Source organism: Frankia sp. CcCS3, from assembly GCF_977927575.1.
This window is the reverse complement of sequence record NZ_CDWRCL010000056.1, coordinates 1-19,114: the sequence shown is the minus strand read 5'-3', so window position 1 is coordinate 19,114 and position 19,114 is coordinate 1. Positions and strand designations below refer to the sequence as shown.

At 69.5% G+C, this 19,114-nt stretch carries 14 protein-coding genes; 11 read left to right on the top strand and 3 right to left on the bottom strand.

The features are described from left to right. The first annotated feature begins 42 nt into the window (after nt 1-42). Nucleotides 43-942: a DEAD/DEAH box helicase gene (locus AC08OQ_RS07695; protein WP_476601846.1), complete on the top strand. Its 900-nt coding sequence runs from the start codon at nt 43-45 to the stop codon at nt 940-942. Between the two features lie 254 nt (nt 943-1,196). Here AC08OQ_RS07695 and AC08OQ_RS07690 read toward each other — a convergent pair whose 3' ends face one another. After that, the gene (locus AC08OQ_RS07690; protein WP_476601843.1) at nt 1,197-1,439 is read right to left on the bottom strand and encodes a hypothetical protein; all 243 of its coding nucleotides are present in this window, start codon (nt 1,437-1,439) and stop codon (nt 1,197-1,199) included. Between the two features lie 36 nt (nt 1,440-1,475). Between AC08OQ_RS07690 and AC08OQ_RS07685 the strand changes: the two genes are divergently transcribed. The 5 genes from AC08OQ_RS07685 (at nt 1,476) to AC08OQ_RS07665 (ending at nt 12,233) form a co-directional block, all read left to right on the top strand. Then, nucleotides 1,476-4,940: a helicase-related protein gene (locus AC08OQ_RS07685; RefSeq protein ID WP_476601844.1), complete on the top strand. Its 3,465-nt coding sequence runs from the start codon at nt 1,476-1,478 to the stop codon at nt 4,938-4,940. A 165-nt stretch (nt 4,941-5,105) separates the two neighbouring features. Further along, nucleotides 5,106-5,837, top strand: a complete 732-nt coding sequence (locus AC08OQ_RS07680) for an SNF2-related protein (protein ID WP_476601845.1) — start codon at nt 5,106-5,108, stop codon at nt 5,835-5,837. Between the two features lie 41 nt (nt 5,838-5,878). Then, complete coding sequence (locus AC08OQ_RS07675) at nt 5,879-6,388, top strand: hypothetical protein (RefSeq protein WP_476604208.1); 510 nt, start codon at nt 5,879-5,881, stop codon at nt 6,386-6,388. A 5-nt stretch (nt 6,389-6,393) separates the two neighbouring features. After that, nucleotides 6,394-7,908 carry a C-terminal helicase domain-containing protein gene (locus AC08OQ_RS07670; protein WP_476604209.1) on the top strand — a complete coding sequence of 505 codons (1,515 nt, stop codon included), beginning with the start codon at nt 6,394-6,396 and terminating at the stop codon, nt 7,906-7,908. Beyond that, nucleotides 7,905-12,233 (top strand): Eco57I restriction-modification methylase domain-containing protein, encoded by a 4,329-nt coding sequence (locus AC08OQ_RS07665; RefSeq protein WP_476604210.1) that lies wholly within the window; start codon nt 7,905-7,907, stop codon nt 12,231-12,233. The genes AC08OQ_RS07670 and AC08OQ_RS07665 overlap by 4 nt, the downstream gene beginning before the upstream one ends. Nucleotides 12,234-12,326: 93 nt before the next feature. Here AC08OQ_RS07665 and AC08OQ_RS07660 read toward each other — a convergent pair whose 3' ends face one another. Both AC08OQ_RS07660 and AC08OQ_RS07655 read right to left on the bottom strand, forming a co-directional pair. After that, entirely contained in the window at nt 12,327-12,554 is a 228-nt protein-coding gene (locus AC08OQ_RS07660; RefSeq protein ID WP_476604211.1) for a hypothetical protein, read from the bottom strand. 76 nt (nt 12,555-12,630) lie between these two features. After that, entirely contained in the window at nt 12,631-13,878 is a 1,248-nt protein-coding gene (locus AC08OQ_RS07655; protein ID WP_476611967.1) for a zeta toxin family protein, read from the bottom strand. Between the two features lie 540 nt (nt 13,879-14,418). Here AC08OQ_RS07655 and AC08OQ_RS07650 point away from each other — a divergent pair. From AC08OQ_RS07650 to AC08OQ_RS07630, 5 genes are all read left to right on the top strand, one after another. Further along, nucleotides 14,419-16,398 carry an McrB family protein gene (locus AC08OQ_RS07650; RefSeq protein WP_476602050.1) on the top strand — a complete coding sequence of 660 codons (1,980 nt, stop codon included), beginning with the start codon at nt 14,419-14,421 and terminating at the stop codon, nt 16,396-16,398. A 4-nt stretch (nt 16,399-16,402) separates the two neighbouring features. Further along, nucleotides 16,403-16,564 (top strand): hypothetical protein, encoded by a 162-nt coding sequence (locus AC08OQ_RS07645; protein WP_476604212.1) that lies wholly within the window; start codon nt 16,403-16,405, stop codon nt 16,562-16,564. A gap of 7 nt (nt 16,565-16,571) precedes the next feature. Beyond that, on the top strand, nt 16,572-17,822 hold the full coding sequence (locus tag AC08OQ_RS07640) for an McrC family protein (RefSeq protein ID WP_476604213.1): 1,251 nt from the start codon (nt 16,572-16,574) through the stop codon (nt 17,820-17,822). Between the two features lie 162 nt (nt 17,823-17,984). Beyond that, on the top strand, nt 17,985-18,212 hold the full coding sequence (locus tag AC08OQ_RS07635; protein WP_462203093.1) for a hypothetical protein: 228 nt from the start codon (nt 17,985-17,987) through the stop codon (nt 18,210-18,212). A 116-nt stretch (nt 18,213-18,328) separates the two neighbouring features. Beyond that, complete coding sequence (locus AC08OQ_RS07630; protein WP_462203094.1) at nt 18,329-18,628, top strand: PIN domain-containing protein; 300 nt, start codon at nt 18,329-18,331, stop codon at nt 18,626-18,628. Nucleotides 18,629-19,114 lie beyond the last annotated feature (486 nt).

Sequence of the window (19,114 nt, the reverse complement as noted above, 5' to 3'; positions counted from 1 at the left end):
GCTTAACTTCGAAGAGCCAACATACTGCTGACGAACTACGTGATGCTCGAGTATATCCTCACCCGGCCGCACGAGCGCCAGGCTCTGATCGGGGCAGCCGCCGGCCTTCGTTTCCTCGTCCTCGACGAACTACATACCTACCGCGGCCGTCAGGGTGCTGACGTCGCACTGCTCACCCGACGGGTACGGGACGCGTGCGAAGCACCGGACATGCAGTGTGTCGGTACCTCGGCCACCATGTCGAGAAAGGCGTCCTTCGAGGAGATGCGCCGCGAGGTCGCCGTCGTGGCGGGTCGGTTGTTCGGCGCGGAGGTTCGGCCCGACCGGGTCATCGGTGAGACGCTCGAACGCGCGACGGCGTGGCGACCGGTCAGTGACGTGGAGTTGCGGGCCCGGGTCATCGATGCCGAGCCGCCGGTGCGGGTCGGTGAGCAGGTACCGCTCGACCCAACCGGCGCGCCACCGCCGAGCGGGGGCCGGCCCCAGCCCTTTGCGCGGCTCGCGGGCGATCCGCTGGCGATCTGGGTCGAGGACACCTTCGGTCTGGCTCTCGGTCCCGGAGACCGGCTGGTGCGGGAGGACTCGACGACCCTGGCCGCTGCCGCCGAGAAGCTCGCCGAGCGGACGGATCTCCCGGTGGAAACCTGTGCCGGCGCCATTCAGGCCATGCTCGTCGAGGGCGCGGCGGTGCGTCATCCGGAGCACGGCAGACCGTTGTTCGCCTTTCGCCTGCACCAGTTCCTCTCCAAGGGGGACACGGTCCACGTCAGCCTGGAACCGACGATGGTCCGGTATATTACCAGTCAATACCAGGTGAGTGTGCCCGGATCGCGGGACAAGGTACTGCTGCCGCTGGCCTTCTGTCGTGAATGTGGCCAGGAATATCTCGTCGTCGCGCGCAGCAGGGACACCCCTCGCCGCTATGGGGACGTAATGAAGTAACAAATACGTGATCGAGAGCATCATCGCAGGTCACAGGCCTGTGGAGGGTTCGAAACGCGCAAGTTATTTCATTCCGACTCCTATACCGCCCGCCGGGAGTCGGTCGCGGTTGAAAGTGAAGCCGATCTCGGCTATCTCTATGTGAGCGAGGATCATCCCTGGCCTACCGATCCCATTGCCGAAGGGCGTTTTCCGGACACCTGGTTCGACGCTGACGAGCACGGGCACTCGTTCGTCCTGCCAAGACTCGCCGATCAGGTGCCGCGCCGGGTCCGGGTGACGGCGGACGGCAGCGAGGTCGAGACGGACGGCGAGCGCGCCGTGTTCCTTCGTGACATGTCTGGTTCGGTGGCGTCCGGTTCCGCGGCGTCCGGTTCGGTGGCGTCTGGTTCCGTGGCGTCCGAGCCGATGACGGCCTGGTTCATCCCGGCGCCGTTCCGGTTCTGCCTGCGCTGCCGGGTCTCGTACGAGCAGCTGCGGGCCCAGGACTTCGCCAAGCTGGCCTCGTTCGCCGCCGAGGGCGCAGCTCGGCCGTGTCGTTGGTCAGCACCAGCATCGTGCGTAACCTGCGGCGCCAGAAGGCGTTGGACTCCCGGGCCAAGAAGCTGCTCACCTTCGTCGATAACCGCCAGGACGCGAGCCTGCAGGCCGGGCATCTCAACGACTTCGTGCAGGTCACCCAGCTACGCGGCGCGCTGTACCGGGCCGCGCGCGCGGCGGGCCCCGCCGGCCTGCGGTTCGACTCGGTTGCCGAGCGTGTCACCGATGCGCTGGACCTGCCGATGCGGTCGTTCTCCGCGATCGAGGAGCCGGTGTTCAGCCAGCGCGACAACGTGCTGCGGGCGCTGCGGGCGGCGATCGGGTACCGCGTCTACGCCGACCTCGAACGAGGTTGGCGGGTGACCATGCCGAACCTCGAGCAGACCGGCCTCATCACCTTCGACTACGTGGACCTGGACGAGATCGCTCAGCACCAGGCGTCGTGGGCGACAACCCATGCCCTGCTGCGCGACGACGATCCCGAGCACCGGGCGCTGCTCGCCCGCATCCTGCTGGACGAGATGCGCCGGGCGCTCGCCGTCGACGTCGACGCCCTCACCCAGCCTGGCCACGAGCGCATCGTCCAGACAGCCGACCATCTGCTCCGCGGGGTCTGGGCGGTGTCGGGGGACGAGCCGCGGGTGCTCGAACGCACCGCCTACCCGTTCCCGGGCGGCCGGGGAGGCACGCGGGACGCCATACACGTCACCGGTCGTGGTGCGTTCGGCCGCTACCTGCGCCGACCGCACGAGTGCCCGCGCCACCGTGGCCGGATCCGGACGGACGACGCCGAGGCCGTGATCCACGACCTGTTCACGGTGCTGGAGCGCCATGGCCTGATCGGGCAGGTGATGGTCACCGGGCCGGCCCGCGGCGGCGCGCGGGCTTACGCGCGGGCTCAACGGGGCCCGGCGGGCTACCGGGTGAAGGCGTCGGCGCTCATCTGGCGGGCCGGGAGCGGTCGACGTGGCGCGGAGGACCCGCTGCGCCGCGTGGTCGACGACACCGTCGGCGCACGGGTCAACCCGTTCTTCCGCGATCTGTACTCGCACGCCGCCGCGGAGCTCGCCGGCATTGTCGCCCGCGAGCACACCGCCCAGGTCCGGGCCCAGCAGCGGCAGGACCGGGAGGAGACGTTCCGCCGCGGGGGCGACCCGGCCGAGGGCGGGCTGCCCCTGCTCTACTGCTCGCCGACGATGGAGCTCGGCGTCGACATCGCGGACCTCAACGCCGTCATGATGCGCAACGTCCCCCCGACCCCGGCCAACTACGCGCAGCGTTCGGGCCGGGCCGGGCGCAGCGGCCAGCCGGCGCTCGTGACGACCTACTGTTCCACCGGCAGCGCGCACGACCAGTACTACTTCCGCCGGTCGAAGCTGATGGTCGCCGGTCGCGTGACCCTGCCCCGGCTCGACCTCGCGAACGAGGATCTGGTCCGTTCGCACGTGCATGCCATCTGGCTCGCCGAGAGCGGCGCGAGCCTGCACCGCGGCCTCACCGACGTCCTCGATACCGCCGAGGGCCCACGCGGCGAGCTGCCACTGCCGATCCGGGAGGATCTCGCCGCTCACCTGGACGGCCCCGCCGTGCGGGCCCGCACGGTGCGGCGGGCCGAGGCGGTGCTCGCCGAGGAGATGAAGAACAGCCCCTGGTGGTATGACCGGTGGATACCCGACGTCGTGAACGGGGCGTTCCTCGCGTTCGACGGAGCGTGCGACCGGTGGCGGGCGATGTACCGGCAGGCGATCGCCTACCAGCGGGAGCAGAACCGCCGGGTGCTCGACCGGTCCACCCAGTCGAAGGCACGGGCGGCCGCGCGCCGACGTCGGTACGAGGCCGAGCAGCGCCTGCACCTGCTCACCAACGACTCCCCCGACCAGCAGCTCTTCAGTGATTTCTACTCCTACCGCTACTTCGCCTCCGAGGGTTTCCTACCGGGTTATTCCTTCCCCCGGATGCCGTTGGCCGCCTACATTCCCGGCAGCCGGCGGGGCGACGGGTCCTACATCCAACGGCCCCGGTTCATCGCGGTCGGCGAGTCCGGCCCGGGTGCGCTGATCTATCACGAGGGTGGGCGGTACCAGGTCACCAGCGTCCAGGTCCCCGGCTCGGAGCACGGCGTCCCCGGATCGGTGGCGACGATCGAGGCACGGCTGTGCGAGTCCTGCGGCTACTGGCATCATCGCGACGCGGCCGTGAACCGGTGCGAGGAGTGTGGCGCGGTGCTGGGCGGCGGCCGGGCCGGGCTCATGCACCTGCAGACGGTGACCACCACCCATCGCCGACGGATCTCCTCCGACGAGGAGGAGCGCCGCCGGGCCGGTTTCGACCTGCTCACCACCTTCCGGTTCAGCCGGCACGGGGTCCGGCCGGGACGGCTCGCCGCAGACGTGCGCGGCCCGGATGGGGAGGACCTCGCCGAGTTCGTCTACGGCGATACCGCGACGATCCGGATCATCAACCAGGGCCTGCGGCGGCGGGCGGACAAGAACGACGTCGGCTACTGGCTCGACACCGTCAACGGCCGGTGGCTGAATGAGAGACGGGCCGGCGAGCTCCGGGCCGGGGATCTCACGGAGGAGGAGTCCGGTCTCGACGAGTTCGCCGACGACCCGCGGGCCCGCAAAATCATCCCGTACGTGGAGGACCGGCGCAACATCGCCGTCGTCCGGCTCGCCCGGCCGGTCTCCGACGAGGTGGCGACCTCGGTGCGGTACGCGCTCGAACGCGGCATCGAGGCGCTGTTCCAGCTCGAGGACGCGGAGCTGGAGCCCCAGCGGCTGCCCGACCCGGACGGCCGGGGCCGGATGCTCTTCGTCGAGAGCGCGGAGGGCGGCGCGGGCGTGCTGCGCCGCCTGCATGACGAGCCGGAGGCGCTGGCGGCGGTGGCGGAGGAGGCGCTGCGCATCGTCCATTTCGATCCGAAGACCGGGGAGGACACCGACCGGGCGCCGGGCGCCCGGGATCGCTGCGAACGGGGCTGCTACGACTGCCTGCTCTCCTATGGCAATCAGTCCGACCATACCGTCATCGATCGACATGCCGCGGTCGAGCCCCTTCGTGCCCTGATGGCGGCCCGTACCGAGCCACGGCACGGCCACGCGGGCGGCGCGGAGGGGCACGCCGAGGCGTTGCGCGAGCGGGCGGGGTCGGGGTTGGAGCGGCAACTTGTAACATTCCTCCGCGAAGAGGGTTATCGGTTACCTGACGCGACGCAAATGCTTGTATCGGACGCGGCGGCGCGGCCGGACTTCGTCTACCGGCTGCCGTCGGGGGCGGTGGCCGTGTTCGTCGACGGTCCGCACCATGACGCCGCCGACGCGGCCGCGCGGGACGCCGACGCCGAGGACCGGCTGGCCGACCTGGGGTGGCTGGTCGTCCGGTTCCGGTATGACGCGGAGTGGGGGAAGATCGTGGCGCACTACCCGAACGTGTTCGGCCGCGGGCGGCGCGGCTGATGGCGGCCGTCTCGACGCCGCGCCACCCCACCCCGACCGGCGCCACCCCGACCGGCGCCACCCCGACCCGCGACTTCGAGCCGGGGTCGCTGGTGAAGGCCCGCGGGCGCGAATGGGTGGTCCTGCCCGGCGACGACCCGAATTTCCTCGTCGTGCGGCCGCTCGGTGGGGACGAGGAGTACGTCACCGGGCTGTTCCGGGACGAGGCGACGTCCGTGGGTTTCCCGCCGCCGGATCCGGCGGCGGCCGGCGACCACCGTTCCATCTCCATCCTGGCCACCGGGTTGCGGCTCGGCTTCACCGCGAGCGCCGGCCCGCTGCGCTCGCTCGCCGCCGTCGCGGTCACCCCCCCGGCAATACCAGCTCGTCCCGCTGCTCCTCGCGCTGCGCCAGGACCCGGTCCGCCTGCTCATCGGCGACGACGTCGGGATCGGCAAGACGGTGGAGGCGGCTCTCATCGCCAAGGAGCTGCTGGTGCAGGGGGACGCCACCGGGCTGACGGTGCTCTGCCCACCCGCGCTCGCCGAACAGTGGCGGGCGGAGCTGGCCGACAAGTTCGCCATCGAGGCCGAGCTGGTCCTGACGTCCACGGTCGCCGGCCTGGAGCGCCGGGCGGGCGGAGTATCCATCTTCGAACACTTCCCGTTCACGATCGTCTCGACGGACTTCATCAAGACGGATGAGCGCCGGACGCTGTTCGCGCGGTCCTGCCCGGACCTGGTGATCGTCGACGAGGCGCACACCTGCGTCCCGGCGGCCGGCAGCGCGTCCAGCAGCGCTACGACCTGCTGCGCGGCATCGCCGACCGTCCCACGAAACAGGGCCGCCCCCGCCACCTCCTGCTGGTCACCGCCACGCCCCACTCCGGTAAGCAGGACGCGTTCCGGGATCTGCTGAGCCTGCTCAGCCCGCGGCTCGCGCTGCTCGATCTGGACACCGTGCGTGGCCGGGAGGAGCTCGCCCGGCACTTCGTGCAGCGCCGCCGCCGCGATATCCGCCGCTATCAAGGGCAGGACACCCCCTTCCCGGAGGATCGCCAGTACCGCGACGTGGGGTACCGGATGAGCGCGGCCTACTCCGGGTTCCACGACGAGGTGCTCGCCTTCGCCCGGGAGACGGTCACGAATCCCGACGGGGAGCGGACCCGCCGGGTGCGGTGGTGGTCGGCGCTGGCCCTGCTGCGATCGGTGGCGTCCTCGCCGGCTGCGGCGGCGGCGACCTTCACCGCGCGGTCGGTCACCGCCGCCGCCGGATCGGCGGCCGAGGCGGACGCGCTGGGCCGCCCCGGCACCTACGACCTGATCGAGGCCGAGGCGATCGACGGGCTGGACGTCGCCCCGGCGCGCTCGACGACACCCTCTCCGCCGGGGCGCGGGCGACACTCGCGAGGCTGGCCGGTCGGGCCAAGGAGCTGGAGCTGGCAGGGAAGGAACACGACGCCAAGCTGACGACGTTGATCAAAGAGATCAAGGGTCTGCAGGCCGACGGGTACGACCCGATCGTGTTCTGCCGCTACCTCCCGACGGCGGAATACATCGGCAGGCATCTCACGGCGACGTTCGGGAAGAAGGCGACGGTCGAGACCGTCACCGGCGAGCTGCCCCACGCGGCGCGGGCCGCCCGCATCGAGAGGCTCACCGCCACCCCGGGCCGGCACATTCTCGTCGCTACCGACTGTCTGTCCGAGGGCATCAACCTCCAGGAGAGCTTCCAGGCGGTGATCCATTACGATCTGGCCTGGAATCCGACCCGCCATGAGCAGCGCGAGGGCCGGGTCGACCGGTTCGGCCAGCGGAAGTCGTACGTCCGCGCGGTCACCCTGTACGGCGCGGACAACGGCATCGACGGTCTCGTGCTGGACGTCCTGCTGCGCAAGCACCGCCGGATCGCCCGCGACACCGGGGTGACGGTCCCGGTTCCCGACAACGCCGAGAGCCTGCTCATCGCCATGCTTGAAGGGCTGGTCCTGCGCCGCAAGGACGGCGAGCAGCTCACCCTCGATCTCGACGTCGTCCGGACCGACGACGAGGTGACCGACGAGTGGCACAGCGCCGCCAAGCGGGAGTCCCGGACGCTGACGAAGTACGCCCACAGCGGAGTCGACCTGGACGAGGTGCAGGGCGTGCTGGACGACGTGCGGGAAGCCCTCGGCAGCCAGGCCGACGTCCGCCGGTTCGTCCTGAACACCCTCGACGAGCTGGGCGTGAAGGTGGTTCCGACGGAGACCTCGGACGGTCTCGTCGCCGACGTGACCGGGCTGGACCCCCTCTACACCGACGCCCTGCGCGTGTCGCCGGGCGGCGCGGGCCGGCTGGTTCTGCACGACGACCTGCCGGTTCCGCCCGGCCATCGGGCCCTGGTGCGGACCGACCCGGCGGTCACGGGGCTCGCCCGCGCGGTGCTGGAGGAGGCGCTGGACGACCGGACCGGGGTGATCGCCCCGGTGGATGATCCCGGGCCCGCGGGGGCGGGCGCTCCCGCGGACCCGGCGGGTGGTGCGGTGCGGCGCCCGCCGGGGGCGCGCTGCGGGGTGTTCCGCACCTCCGCGGTGGCCACGCGCACGGTGGTGCTCCTCGTGCGTTACCGGTTCCATCTGACGCTGCCCGGCGCGGCGAAGACCGTCGACACCGTGGCCGAGGACGCGCGCCTGGTCGGCTACCGTGGCCGCGGGGAGAACCGCGAGTGGCTGACGCCGCCCGACATCGACCGGCTGTTCGCCGTCGACCCGGAGAACGCCCTGCCCGAGTTCGTTCGCCGGCAGGCGGAACGCGCCATCACCGAGCTCGCCGACGTCGCGCCTGAGCTGGACGCACAGGGCGAGCGGCTCGCCGAGGCGCTGCGCGAGGCCCACCTGCGGGCCCGGGAGGTCGCCGGGCTGCGCCGCCGCCGCGGGCTCACCGTCACCCCGCACGACCGGGCCGACGTCCTCGGGGTCTACGTCTACCTGCCGGCCGGGGCCGGCTCATGACACTGAGAATCGGGGACGTCGAGCTCCTCTCCGTCAGCCTCGAAGGCAGCCTGTTCACCCGGGACCTGGTGCGGCGGGTCAGGGACGCCGACCCGGAACTCGCCGGCACGCGCGCCGAGGACTATCACCTGGCGGCCGGGGAACGGCTCGGCGACGCGGCCAGCCGCCACTGGGCGTACCTGCTCGGGGCGTACCGCACCTTCCGCGCGAGGCTCGCCGCCGAGGAGCGGTCGGCGACCGCGGGTGGGGCGGTGGGCGCGGCGGCGGGCCCGCGGACGACGGGGAGGACGGGGAGGACGGGGAGGACGGGGACCACGCTGACCCGTGAGCTGTGGTTGCAGGTCCTGTTGGGCGAGTTGGGCTACGGCCGCGTCGCGCACGTGCGCCACCTCGGCGAGGACGATGCCATCAGCCACGAGTGGCGGCACGTTCCCGTCCACCTCGCCGCCTGGAACCGCGATCTGGACCAGCGGCTGGGGCCGGCGAAGAGCGACCGGGCCCCGCAGCGCATGATGCAGGCGTTCCTCAACCGGCACGACGACCGGCTGTGGGGGATCCTTTCCAACGGCCGGAAGCTGCGGATCCTGCGGGAGTCGGCGGCCCTGGTCGGCCACTCCTACCTGGAGTTCGATCTCGAAGCCATTTTCGACGGCGAGCTGTACTCCGATTTCGAGGTGCTCTTCGCCTTCGCGCACGCCTCGCGGTTCGAGGCGCCCGATCGGGTGGCCGCGGCGCCGACGAACCCGGCGGACTGCTGGCTGGAACGCTGGCACACCTATGCGGCGGCCGCGGGCATCGTCGCCGGGGACAAGCTGCGGGACAACGTCGTGCGGGCCATGGCGGAGCTGGGCACCGGTTTCCTGGAGGCCAACCCCGGGCTGCGCGCGATGCTGGCGGCCGGCCGCCAGCACGGCGGGCTGACTCCCGACGAGTTCCGCCACGAACTGCTCCGGCTCGTGTACCAGCTGGTCTTCCTGTTCGTCATCGAGGACCGGGACGTGCTGCATCCCCGGCCTCCCGAGGAGAAACCGGACGAGACGCCGCGGCAGCGGGCCGACCGCAAGCGCCTCACGGATCAGATCATCGAGGGCCGGCGGCGGTACGCCTCCTACTTCTCCACCGCGCGGCTGCGCCGCATCGCCTCCCGGCGGCGTGGTGATCAGCATGGTGACCTGTGGCGCGGGCTCGTCCTGGTGCTGGAGGCCCTGGGCAGCGACGGCGGTCGGCCCGAGCTTGCCCTGCCGGCCCTCGGCGGGCTGTACTTCACGGGCGGCTCGGCGACCGAGCGGGGCCGGTCCGGCGAGTCCGGCGAGTCCGGCCCGAAAGACCGCGAGACCGGTGCGGACGACCGCGACGCCCGTCCCGACGAGCTGCGCCGGCTCGAACTTCCCAACCGGCGGCTGCTCGCCGCGGTGAAACTGCTCAGCCATGTCACGGATGACCGGGGCCGCCGGCAGCGGGTCGACTTCGCCCAGCTGGGCGGTGCGGAGCTCGGCAGCGTCTACGAGTCGCTGCTGGAACTGGTGCCGGACCCGGATTTGCCGGCCCGGCGGTTCCGTCTCGTCGACGCGCCGGGCAACGAACGCAAGACCACCGGCTCGTATTTCACCCCGAACGCGCTCATCGACTCGCTGCTGAGGACCGCGCTGGACCCCGTGATCGACCGGTACGCGGCCTCCGGCATTCCCGCGGATCTCCTGCGGATCACCGTGGTGGACCCGGCCTGCGGCTCCGGGCACTTCCTCGCCGCCGCCGCGCACCGGATCGCCCGCAGATACGCGATCATGGACCGGGGAGACGACGAACCGTCCCGGGCGGAGATCGTGAAGATCCTGCCCGAGGTCGTCGCGCGGTGCGTCTACGGGGTCGACATCAACCCGCTGGCGGTCGAGATCACCAAGTTCTCGCTGTGGCTGGCGTCTGTCGAGCCGAACCGCCCGCTCGCCTACCTCGACCATCACATCAAGGTCGGCAACGCCCTGCTCGGCGTGACCCCGATGCTGCTGGACGGGGGAATCCCCGACGCCGCCTTCAAGACGTTCGGCGACGATGATGCCAGCCGGGTCAGGGCACTGCTGGCCGACAACCACGGTGCGGTCTTCCTGGAGGCGCGGAAATCCGCCGACATCAGTCACTTCGCCAACCTGCGCGGTCGGCAGGAGCTGCGTGAGATCATCGATCTGCGTGCACTGTCCCTGTCGGATGTCCGTGAGCAGGCGCGGCGGTACGAAGCCCTGAAGGCCATGCCCGAGCGCCGCCTCCACCTGCTGGCCGCCAACGCCTGGTGCGCCGCGTTCGTCTGGCCGAAGCACGAGGGTGGGCCACCGGCGATCACGAATCAGCTCCTGTATCCGCTGATGGCTGGTTCGAAGGAGTTGTCACCGGAGCTGGCGAAGCTCCTGGACGACATCACGGACCGGTACCGTTTCTTCCATTGGCATCTGGAGTTCCCGGACGTCTTCCGCACGGATGACGATCCGGACGATCCGGACGATCCGGACGCTCCCGACGCTCCCGACGCGAACCCGGGCACCGGCTGGCGCGGCGGCTTCTCCTGCGTCCTGGGTAACCCGCCGTGGGAGCGGGTGAAGCTCCAGGAGAAGGAGTTCTTCGCGCACCGGGACGAGAAGATCGCCAAGGCCCCGAACAAGGCGGCCCGGCAGCACCTGATCGACGCGCTGAAGGAGAGCGAGTTCGCCTCCGACCGTGCCCTGTACGCCGACTTCCAGGATCACCTGCGGGAGTCCGCCGGCTGGTCGCAACTGCTGCGGGACTCGGGCCGCTACCCGCTCACCGGCCGCGGCGACGTCAACACCTACGCTGTCTTCGCCGAGACGGCCCGGACCATCCTCGGCCCGCACGGTCGTGCCGGCCTGGTGCTGCCCACCGGCATCGCCACCGACGCCACGACCGCGCCGTTCTTCCAGGACGTCGTCGAGAAGGAGTCGCTCGCCGGGCTGGTGGAGTTCGAGAACGAGGAGTTCCTACTCAGCCGCGCGGTGGACCACCGAGTCCGGTTCTGCCTTCTCACTCTCGCCGGGCGTCAGGCCGGAGCCGACCGGGTGCCGTTCGCCTTCGGATCACGGCGGATGGTCGACGTGGCCGACCGCCTGTTCACCATGACACCGGCCGAGATCCGTCTCCTCAACCCGAACACCAGGACCGTCTCGATCTTCCGGTCCCCGCGAGACGCCCGCATCACCCTGGACATCTATCGCCGCGTACCGGTCCTCTGGCAGGATGCGCCGCCGTCGAACCCGTGGAATATCTCGTTCAAATCCATGCTGCACATGGCCAACGATTCCAAATATTTCCACACCCGTAAGGATCTGGAGAAGGCCGGCTGGCATCTTGTCGGTAACGTCTTCACGCGAGGGTCGGGCGAGGACGCCGAGTACATGCTCCCGCTGATCGAGGCGAAGATGGTCCACCATTTTGACTATCGGTTGGGAACGTACGAGGGGCAGACCCAAGCTCAGGCGAACATGGGAACCCTGCCCCGGACGACGCCCAAGCAGCACGCCGACCCGGACTTCGTCACGCTGCCGCGCTACTGGGTCGCCGAGGAGAAGGCCGAGAAGAAGCTCGGCGAGCGGTGGGACCGCGGCTGGCTGCTCGGCTGGCGCGACATCGCCCGCGCCTCCGACGAACGGACCTTGATCGCCAGCATCTTTCCGCTCGTGGCAATCGGGCATACCATGCCCTTGCTTTACAGCGTATCGGAGCGTCTTCCCCTGCTCTTCGCCAATCTCACGTCATTCGTACTCGACTACGTCACTCGGCAGAAGGTCGCGGGTACTCACCTGACCTACGGCTACGTCAAACAACTCCCCGTGCTGCCGCCGGAGCGGTATGACGAGCCGGTGGGGTGGCTGGCGGGGGATGCGCCGGCGCGGTGGATCGAGGCGCGGGTGCTGGAGCTGACGTACACCGCCTGGGACATGCGGCCCTTCGCCGAGGACCTGGGTGATGCCGGGCCGCCGTTCGTCTGGGACGAGGAACGCCGGTTCGAGCTGCGGGCGGAGCTGGATGCCGCCTACTTCCACCTCTACGGCGTTGACCGGGATGACGTCGGCTACATCCTGGACAGCTTCCGGGCCTTCCGGAACAACGATCCGGAGCGGTTCGAGCGGACGAAGGCCCGCATCCTCGCGATCTACGACGCGATGGCCGCCGCGGAGGCCGATGGGCTCGCCTACGTCAGCCCACTGGCTCCGCCGGCCGGCCTCGGCCGCCGCCACTCGGCCACTCCCGGCCACCCTCGCCGCCTTCGGCGCGCACAAGGCACGGAGCCTGCTCCGGGCGACCAGTACGCCATCTGGTAGCCGTCCCCGGATCTCTGCGTACGATCTCAGCGCCGATCTGACTCCACCCGATCCCGACGACTCTGTCGGGCCGCCAGGATCAGCCGCGAAGCCTCACAGGTCGGTATAGCGATCGACATACAGAGTGGGATTCTTGTCGCCGAAGATGCGCTTCCGCCTTTCTTCATCTTCCTTTCGTTCGTCTTCTTTTGCTTTCGCCAGCGCCTCCGTGGAAAAGGTTCGGGCGTTTCTCATTCCCTTGTTGAACTCTTTCTTTCGGCGAGCTTCGAACTCCTCGTCGGTTTCCTTAGCGGCTTTTTCGCTGATTTCTTCTTCGGGCATCATTTTTCTCCTATCTCGACAGGGTTGCGACGGTAATTTGTTGGGGTATTATTGCGTTCTTTTGCGGATTTAATTCCTAGTTTTTTAAATCTATATTTCTGCCGTAGAGTGTCGCCGGTCCCGTAGCCTCTGGATTGATCCTCGACTTCGCCTGAAAGCTTTGGTAGGCTGCTGGGTCGAGAATCTCAAGTTCTCCGTCAAGCTCCTTTACGGCGATCTGTCTGGGTTCGCTGTTTGTATCGAAGAGGAAGGCACTGTCGGCTTTTTCTGCATAGCTTTCGAAGCCCTGAGAGAAGCCGCGGTGCGCCTTCAACTGGTGATCGATAGGAACGTATCGCCCGGACTGCTCGCCGCGGGCGGCGGCGCGTTCGACCGCGAGCTCTGGGTCTGCGCTCACTCCGAACAGGCGTACTTCATATCCTTTCTCGTGCGCGTCATCGATCAGCTTCATGGTCTTATCCGGATTACCTAGGTTGCTGTCGTAGATGATGTTGAGTCGGCGGTTCATGGCCTCACCGAGCACCGTCTTTGCCAGCGTACTGCTCTCCTCGTGGACGACATCAGCGGCTCGGGAATCCCCGGCCTGAGCGATGGCACCGAACTCCGGAATGAGTTCTTTGATGCCATCGGGATCGAGGCGCACGGCATTGTCGGTCCGAACGTGTCCATCAGCCACGAGGTTCCTGAGCACGAAGCCCTTGCCGGAGGCTCCGCCGCCGCCCATGAGGTCGAGGGCGGGACTGCCCTGCTCTGGCGGCTTGGCATCGCCGATCACCTCCTTCGCCAGATTCTCCCGGAAGGCGGCGCGTTCGGGGGTGTTGATGGTGTCCGTCGGGGTGAGGAGCGGATGGTCGTCCGGCAGAGTCCGCGGTGCCTCGCGGACGGCCCATCGCTCCCGACTGGGGGCGGGGGCGTCCTGGGGCTCGGGGCGGTAGCGGCGGGCCGCGTCGTCCAGCAGCGCCAGCTTGGCCTCGATCCGAGCCCGGTCGCTGTTCCCGGGCTCGGTGGGCGGGCGGATCTCGGACGGCCGGTCGCCGGTGGTGTCCGCTGGCGTAGCCGCGCCGCCGCCGGAACGGGCGAGCGCCGCCCTGTCGAGAAGGTCCAGCTTGGCGTCGATGCTGGAGGTGTTCCGGCTGGGAGTGTCCCGGCCGGCCGGTTGGTCCTGATGGCGGGGCTCGGGTGGGTCGCCCGGGGAGGCGGCGCGGTCCAGCAGGTCGAGCTTTCTGTCGATCTCGGTGACCCGCGACTGTTCCGGGACCGGCCCACCACCTGCGTCGGGCCGTTCCGGGGCGGTTTCGAGGCCACGGAACTCGGCCGGAGTCACCGCGGCAACCTGGCCGGAGGCCGGCGAACAGCCATGGACGCTCCCGGGGCAGAAGAGAGCCATTCTCGTGACCGGGCTAACGGTACCGTATTCAGAAGCGCCTGGCACTTGTACGGCGTCCCGGCGCAGAGAAGCGAGCCGGGCGGGATTGCCGCCTGTAATCACCTCCGGCAATCAGGTGGCGTATTTCTCCACGGTCCACGTGAGCCGGCGCCGCGCGAAACAGATCGGTTCGCGCGCCTTCACGCTCGCGCCCTATCCTGTCCTGTCGCTCGATGTGCCTGCGCACGGCATCATCGATCTTCGGCTGCCGGCAGGCTCGCCGGGAGCGACGGGCGCTCGGTGCGCGAGGCGTGTGGACGGCGGCAGCGGGAGGCGGACGGCTCGATACCTCTCCGGACGGCCTGGCCGGCTCACCAGAATGATCACTTTGGGTAGTTAAAGTTTCGTTCGTTATGAGTGCTTCGTCGTTGTCTGATGACCTGATGAATAATTGCTCCCGATCAGATCCTGCGGGTGGATCGCGTCGGGGGCGGGTGCATGGCGGATCAGCTAGAGATCATCGGCGGGCTGCTGTACCGGGTTATGCGGATCTTGGCCGAGGTCGGCGAGGCGTCTCCGGACGAGCTGTGGGTGCGGATGCGTGCGCCCGATGCTGGCGCCGATCCCGGATGGCGGCGCGGATCAGGTGACGACCCGCAGACCGCCGTCGCAAGGAAACTCACCCTGCAGGGCGGCGTCTACCTGGCCAGGGCCGGTCATCTGAGTGAGAGTAACCACCGGTGGCAGGCCACCGGAATCGGCCGGGATGCGTTGCGGGCGTTCCCGGACCAGGCCGCGTGGTGGCGTGATGTCACGGAGCACAACGCTTACTGGCGGGAACACCGGAGCAGCCTCGGCCTGGTGGACGACGTCCTCGCGGTGCTGCCCGAGCAGACCTGGGTCAGCGTCACGGACCTCTCGACGGTGGCGGATCTGACGGTCGACGGCCTCGTCCGCCATCTGTGCGGCTTCCGCCCCGAGGGCTGGTCGCGCGTGCTCGACCCGGCGGGCCGGCCGCCGCGCGAGGCCCTCTTCACCGAGGACGAGTATCGCGACTGGCTGGACTGGTTCGAGGTCGAGGTCGGCGACCTGACGGCGGGGCGGGCGGCCGGCGAGCTGCGGCTGCCGCTCGACGACCTCCGCATGCTCGTCGAGTCCATCGCGCCGGAGCGGATCCCTCGCCGGGCCTGGCTGGTACGCGGCGCGGACCGGCGTGGCCGTTCGCTGGCGCGGGATCTCTGGCTGGCCGACGAGGTCTGTTCCCTGCCCGGTGACCGGCTGGAGGTGCGGCCCGGGGTCGACTGGGAACAGGTGCGCCGGGCGGTCGACCGCGAACACGCCTCGCTCACCTCGGCCCGGCGCGGCCGGCTCACCAGCGAGTACCACGCCTTCCTGAGCCGGATGCGGGAGAACGACCTCGTCGTCGTGAACGACCGTGACCAGTACTACGTCGGGGAGATCCTCGGACCGCCGGTGTTCGTCGCGAGCGTCGGGGGCGTCGCGGACCTGCAACGGCCGGTCCACTGGCGCAACGCCGACGAGCCGGTGAACTACCTCGATCTGCCCGATCGGGTGGCGGTCCTGCTCGGCAACGCGGAAGCGCGCATCGTCGATCTTTCCGATTTCGTCGCCGACCTCGACGCCCTGGTGCCCGCGCCCGCGCCGGTGACATCGATCGCGACGACGGGGGCCGTCCCCCAGAGCGCCGACGCCGACCTCGCCGGGCAGGTCCTCGGCGGGGACGATCTGCGCGAGGTCACGGACGAGTTCGCAGACGGCCTCTTTTACAGCCGGGACTGGTTGCGCAGGTGCGTCGAGCTTCTGCGGGACCGGCCGCAGCTCATCTTCTACGGCCCGCCCGGCACCGGCAAGACGTACCTCGCCCGGCACCTGGCCTGGCATCTCGCCGACGATCGGCGCGAGAACGTCACCCTCGTCCAGCTCCATCCGTCCTATATGTACGAGGACTTCTTCCAGGGTTTCCGCCCGGTGCAGGTGAAGGGTGGCGACGGTGACGCGGCCACCACCAACCGGATGTCCTTCGAGCTCGTGGACGGTCCGCTGCGCCGGCTCGCCACCGCCGCCGAGCTCAATCCCCGCCAGGCGTTCTTCCTGATCATCGATGAGATCAACCGGGGTGACCTGGCCAGGATCTTCGGTGAGCTGTACTTCCTGCTGGAATACCGCGGGGAGGCCGTCACCACCCAGTACGCCTCCGCGGACACGCGCGACTTCCAACTGCCGAAGAACCTGTTCATCATCGGCACGATGAACAGCGCGGACCGTTCGATCGCCGCCTTCGACCAGGCGCTGCGCCGACGGTTCACCTTCGTCGGGCTCCATCCGGACGTCGAACCGACCGCGTCCGTGCTGCGCCGTTGGCTCGCGGCACGCGACCTGCCCGACGAGGCGGCCCGCCTGCTCGGCGAGCTGAACCGCCGCATCGACGACCCGGACGCCCGCGTCGGCCCGTCCTAACCTGATGCGCGACCGCGTCCACCAGAGTGCCGACGGCCTCGAGCGGGTGTGGGAACATCAGATCCTGCCGCTGCTGGCCGAACACCACGTCGGCGAGACCATCGATCTCGCCGCCCGGTACGGTCTACCGGCGCTGCGGCAGCCCCTCGGCCCCGGGGCAGGCTGATGCCATCATGCTTGCACCGGTGGAGCTGACCGAGGGCGCCGGGTGGCAGCGGCGGAAGCTGCGCCAGGGTCAGGCCGATGCGCTCGATGCCAGCGAGGTGGCGCAGGTGCGGCAACGGCGTGCCGACGGTACCTGCGAGGTCAAGGACAACGCCTTGGTCGGCACCGTGCGCCTCGGGTCGGGCGAGGAGGCGTTCGAGGTTCGCATCCGCCCCAAGGTCACCATCCGCCGTCTGCTGTTTTTGCTTGGCTACGCGCAGGATCGCGGCAGGTGGTTCGAGGACGAGGTTCAGGCGGCGGAGGAGCCGGATCTTCTGCCCGCGGTCGCCGTGGCGTTCGCCCGAACCGCCTCGCGGGCGCTCGCGCACGGGGTGCTGCGAGGCTATCGGCAGGTGGATGCGGCGCTTCCCGTCCTCCGCGGCCGGCTGCGCGAGTCCGCGCAGCTCCGGCGACGGTCCGGGGTGATGGTCCCCCTCGAGGTGCGCTATGACGAGCGCACCGTCGACATCGCCGAGAACCGGTTGCTGCTCGCCGCCACCCGCTCGCTGCTCGCCCTGGCCGGGGTGGCACCGGCCACCGCCCAGGAGCTGCGCCGTATCGCCGCAGCCCTGGACGGTGTGGCCGAGCCGGCGCACGGCCCCGTCAAGCCGCCGGACTGGGCGCCAACCCGGGTGAACGCGCCTTACCATGCGGCGCTCCGGCTCGCCGAGACGGTTCTGCGCTCGTCTTCCTTCGAACGGGAAGACGGGGAGACGCTCCGGGTGGACGGCTTCGTGGTGAAGATGTGGGAGGTCTTCGAGGACTTCGTGACCCACGCCGTCGACGAGGTCCTCACCCGTCGGGGCGGTGAGGTCCGCCTGCAGGACCGCACCCACCACCTCGACGAGGACCGGACGCTGGAGATGCGCCCCGATCTCGTGCTGTACCGGCCGGAGGGCCCGGACGGGCGGATGATCCCGACGGTTGTCCTCGACGCGAAGTACCGGCTCGCGATCCGGCAGGGCGCGCCCGCGCACGTGTACCACCAGATGATCGCCTACTGTGCCCGGCTCGGCGCCCGGCAGGGACGGCTCGTCTACGCCGGCTCGGAGCGGGCCGACGGCCAGCCCGGCGGTCGTGGCGACGTCATCCGGCGCCGGATCGGGGGTCCCGCGCCCATCGAGCTCGTGACGTACGTGCTCGACCTGAGGCTCCCCCTGGCCGAGTTGCGGGCCAGGATCGAGTGGATCGCTGACGACATGATCACCCCGTCTGTCTGACGGAGCCCTCCGATCTCGCGGACCGGCCGGGTCCGTCCCCGTTCCCATCCCCGGCCCATGGCGCGGCCACCTTGGTGGCGCTGGTCAGGATGGCCGGAGGCGGTGCGTCAGGCCGGAGCGGATCCCCGGCCACTCGTCTCTCAGGGTCGTAGAATCATCGTCGTGCGCCTCACGCTTGATCTTCCTGACGAGGTGGTCCGGCGCCTGACCGCCGAGGCCGAGCGGCGTGGTGCGAGCCTCGTCGAGGTCATCGCGGACCTCGCGGCCCACCTTCCCCCGGCCGCGCCGCAGTCACGTCGCAGGCTGGCGTTCGTGGGGGCGGGTGCGTCGGCCGAGGGCATCACCGCACGCATCGACGACCTTCTGGCGGACGGCTTCGGCCGGGACTGAACCCGGGTGCTCCTCGTCGACACCGGAGTGATCGTCGCTGCCACTGACCGCAGCGATCCTCACCATGTGGTGTGCGCACATCTTCTGGAGGAGCTCGAGGGGGCGGGTCACCTCTCGTGATCGCGGAAGCCGCCTATCTTATCAACCGGGAACTGGGCGCTACGGCGGAACTGGCTCTTTACACGTCGATCATCGACGATGCGCTCATTGTGGAGACGTTGACGCATGCGGACTGGTCCCGAGTGCGGGAACTGGCCGGTCGATATCGGGATCTCCCGCTCGGTGGCACCGATGCGAGCCTCATCGCGCTCGCCGAACGATTGGACACACCACGTGTTGCCACGCTCGACCACCGTCATTGCGGCGATCTTCTCGGCCGTGCCCGGTGGCGCCAGCCCCCATTACCTCGGACGTAATTGATTCGACGGTCGGGGGTGCGGAAGCCTGCGGGCCACGGGTAGCCATCCCAGAATCATCATCACGGTGACGGCGGGCAGCCCTTCTACCAGAGCTGGCGCACCGACCGGTTGAGACCGCCTCCCTTTTCGGGAAGTAGCATGCTTTCGGCGCCGAAATTGCCATCGCCCATGGCGGATGTGACGACGGCCACGCCTGTCCGGCCGCCCTGTTCGGCGCCGGGGCTCCGACAGCCGTCGGCGACCTGCCGCCCCGCTTCCCGATCGTCGGCGGGCACGAGGGCGCGGGCGTCATCGAGGAGGCCGGCCCCAACGTCACTAAGGGGACGTAATGAAGTAACAAATACGTGATTGAGAGCATCATCGCAGGTCACAGGCCTGTGGAGGGTTCGAAACGCGCAAGTTATTTCATTTCGACTCCTATAGCTCCTGTCTCTTATACACATCTGACGCTGCCGACGATCGCATAAGTGTAGATTTCGGTGG

What these genes read in the sequence shown, in the direction of transcription:
- AC08OQ_RS07695 (WP_476601846.1), top strand. Translation starts at nt 43, where the DNA reads ATGCTCGAGTATATCCTCACCCGGCCGCACGAGCGCCAGGCTCTGATC.
- AC08OQ_RS07665 (WP_476604210.1), top strand. Translation starts at nt 7,905, where the DNA reads ATGACACTGAGAATCGGGGACGTCGAGCTCCTCTCCGTCAGCCTCGAA.
- AC08OQ_RS07660 (WP_476604211.1), bottom strand. Translation starts at nt 12,554, where the DNA reads ATGCCCGAAGAAGAAATCAGCGAAAAAGCCGCTAAGGAAACCGACGAG.
- AC08OQ_RS07650 (WP_476602050.1), top strand. Translation starts at nt 14,419, where the DNA reads ATGGCGGATCAGCTAGAGATCATCGGCGGGCTGCTGTACCGGGTTATG.
- AC08OQ_RS07645 (WP_476604212.1), top strand. Translation starts at nt 16,403, where the DNA reads ATGCGCGACCGCGTCCACCAGAGTGCCGACGGCCTCGAGCGGGTGTGG.
- AC08OQ_RS07640 (WP_476604213.1), top strand. Translation starts at nt 16,572, where the DNA reads ATGCTTGCACCGGTGGAGCTGACCGAGGGCGCCGGGTGGCAGCGGCGG.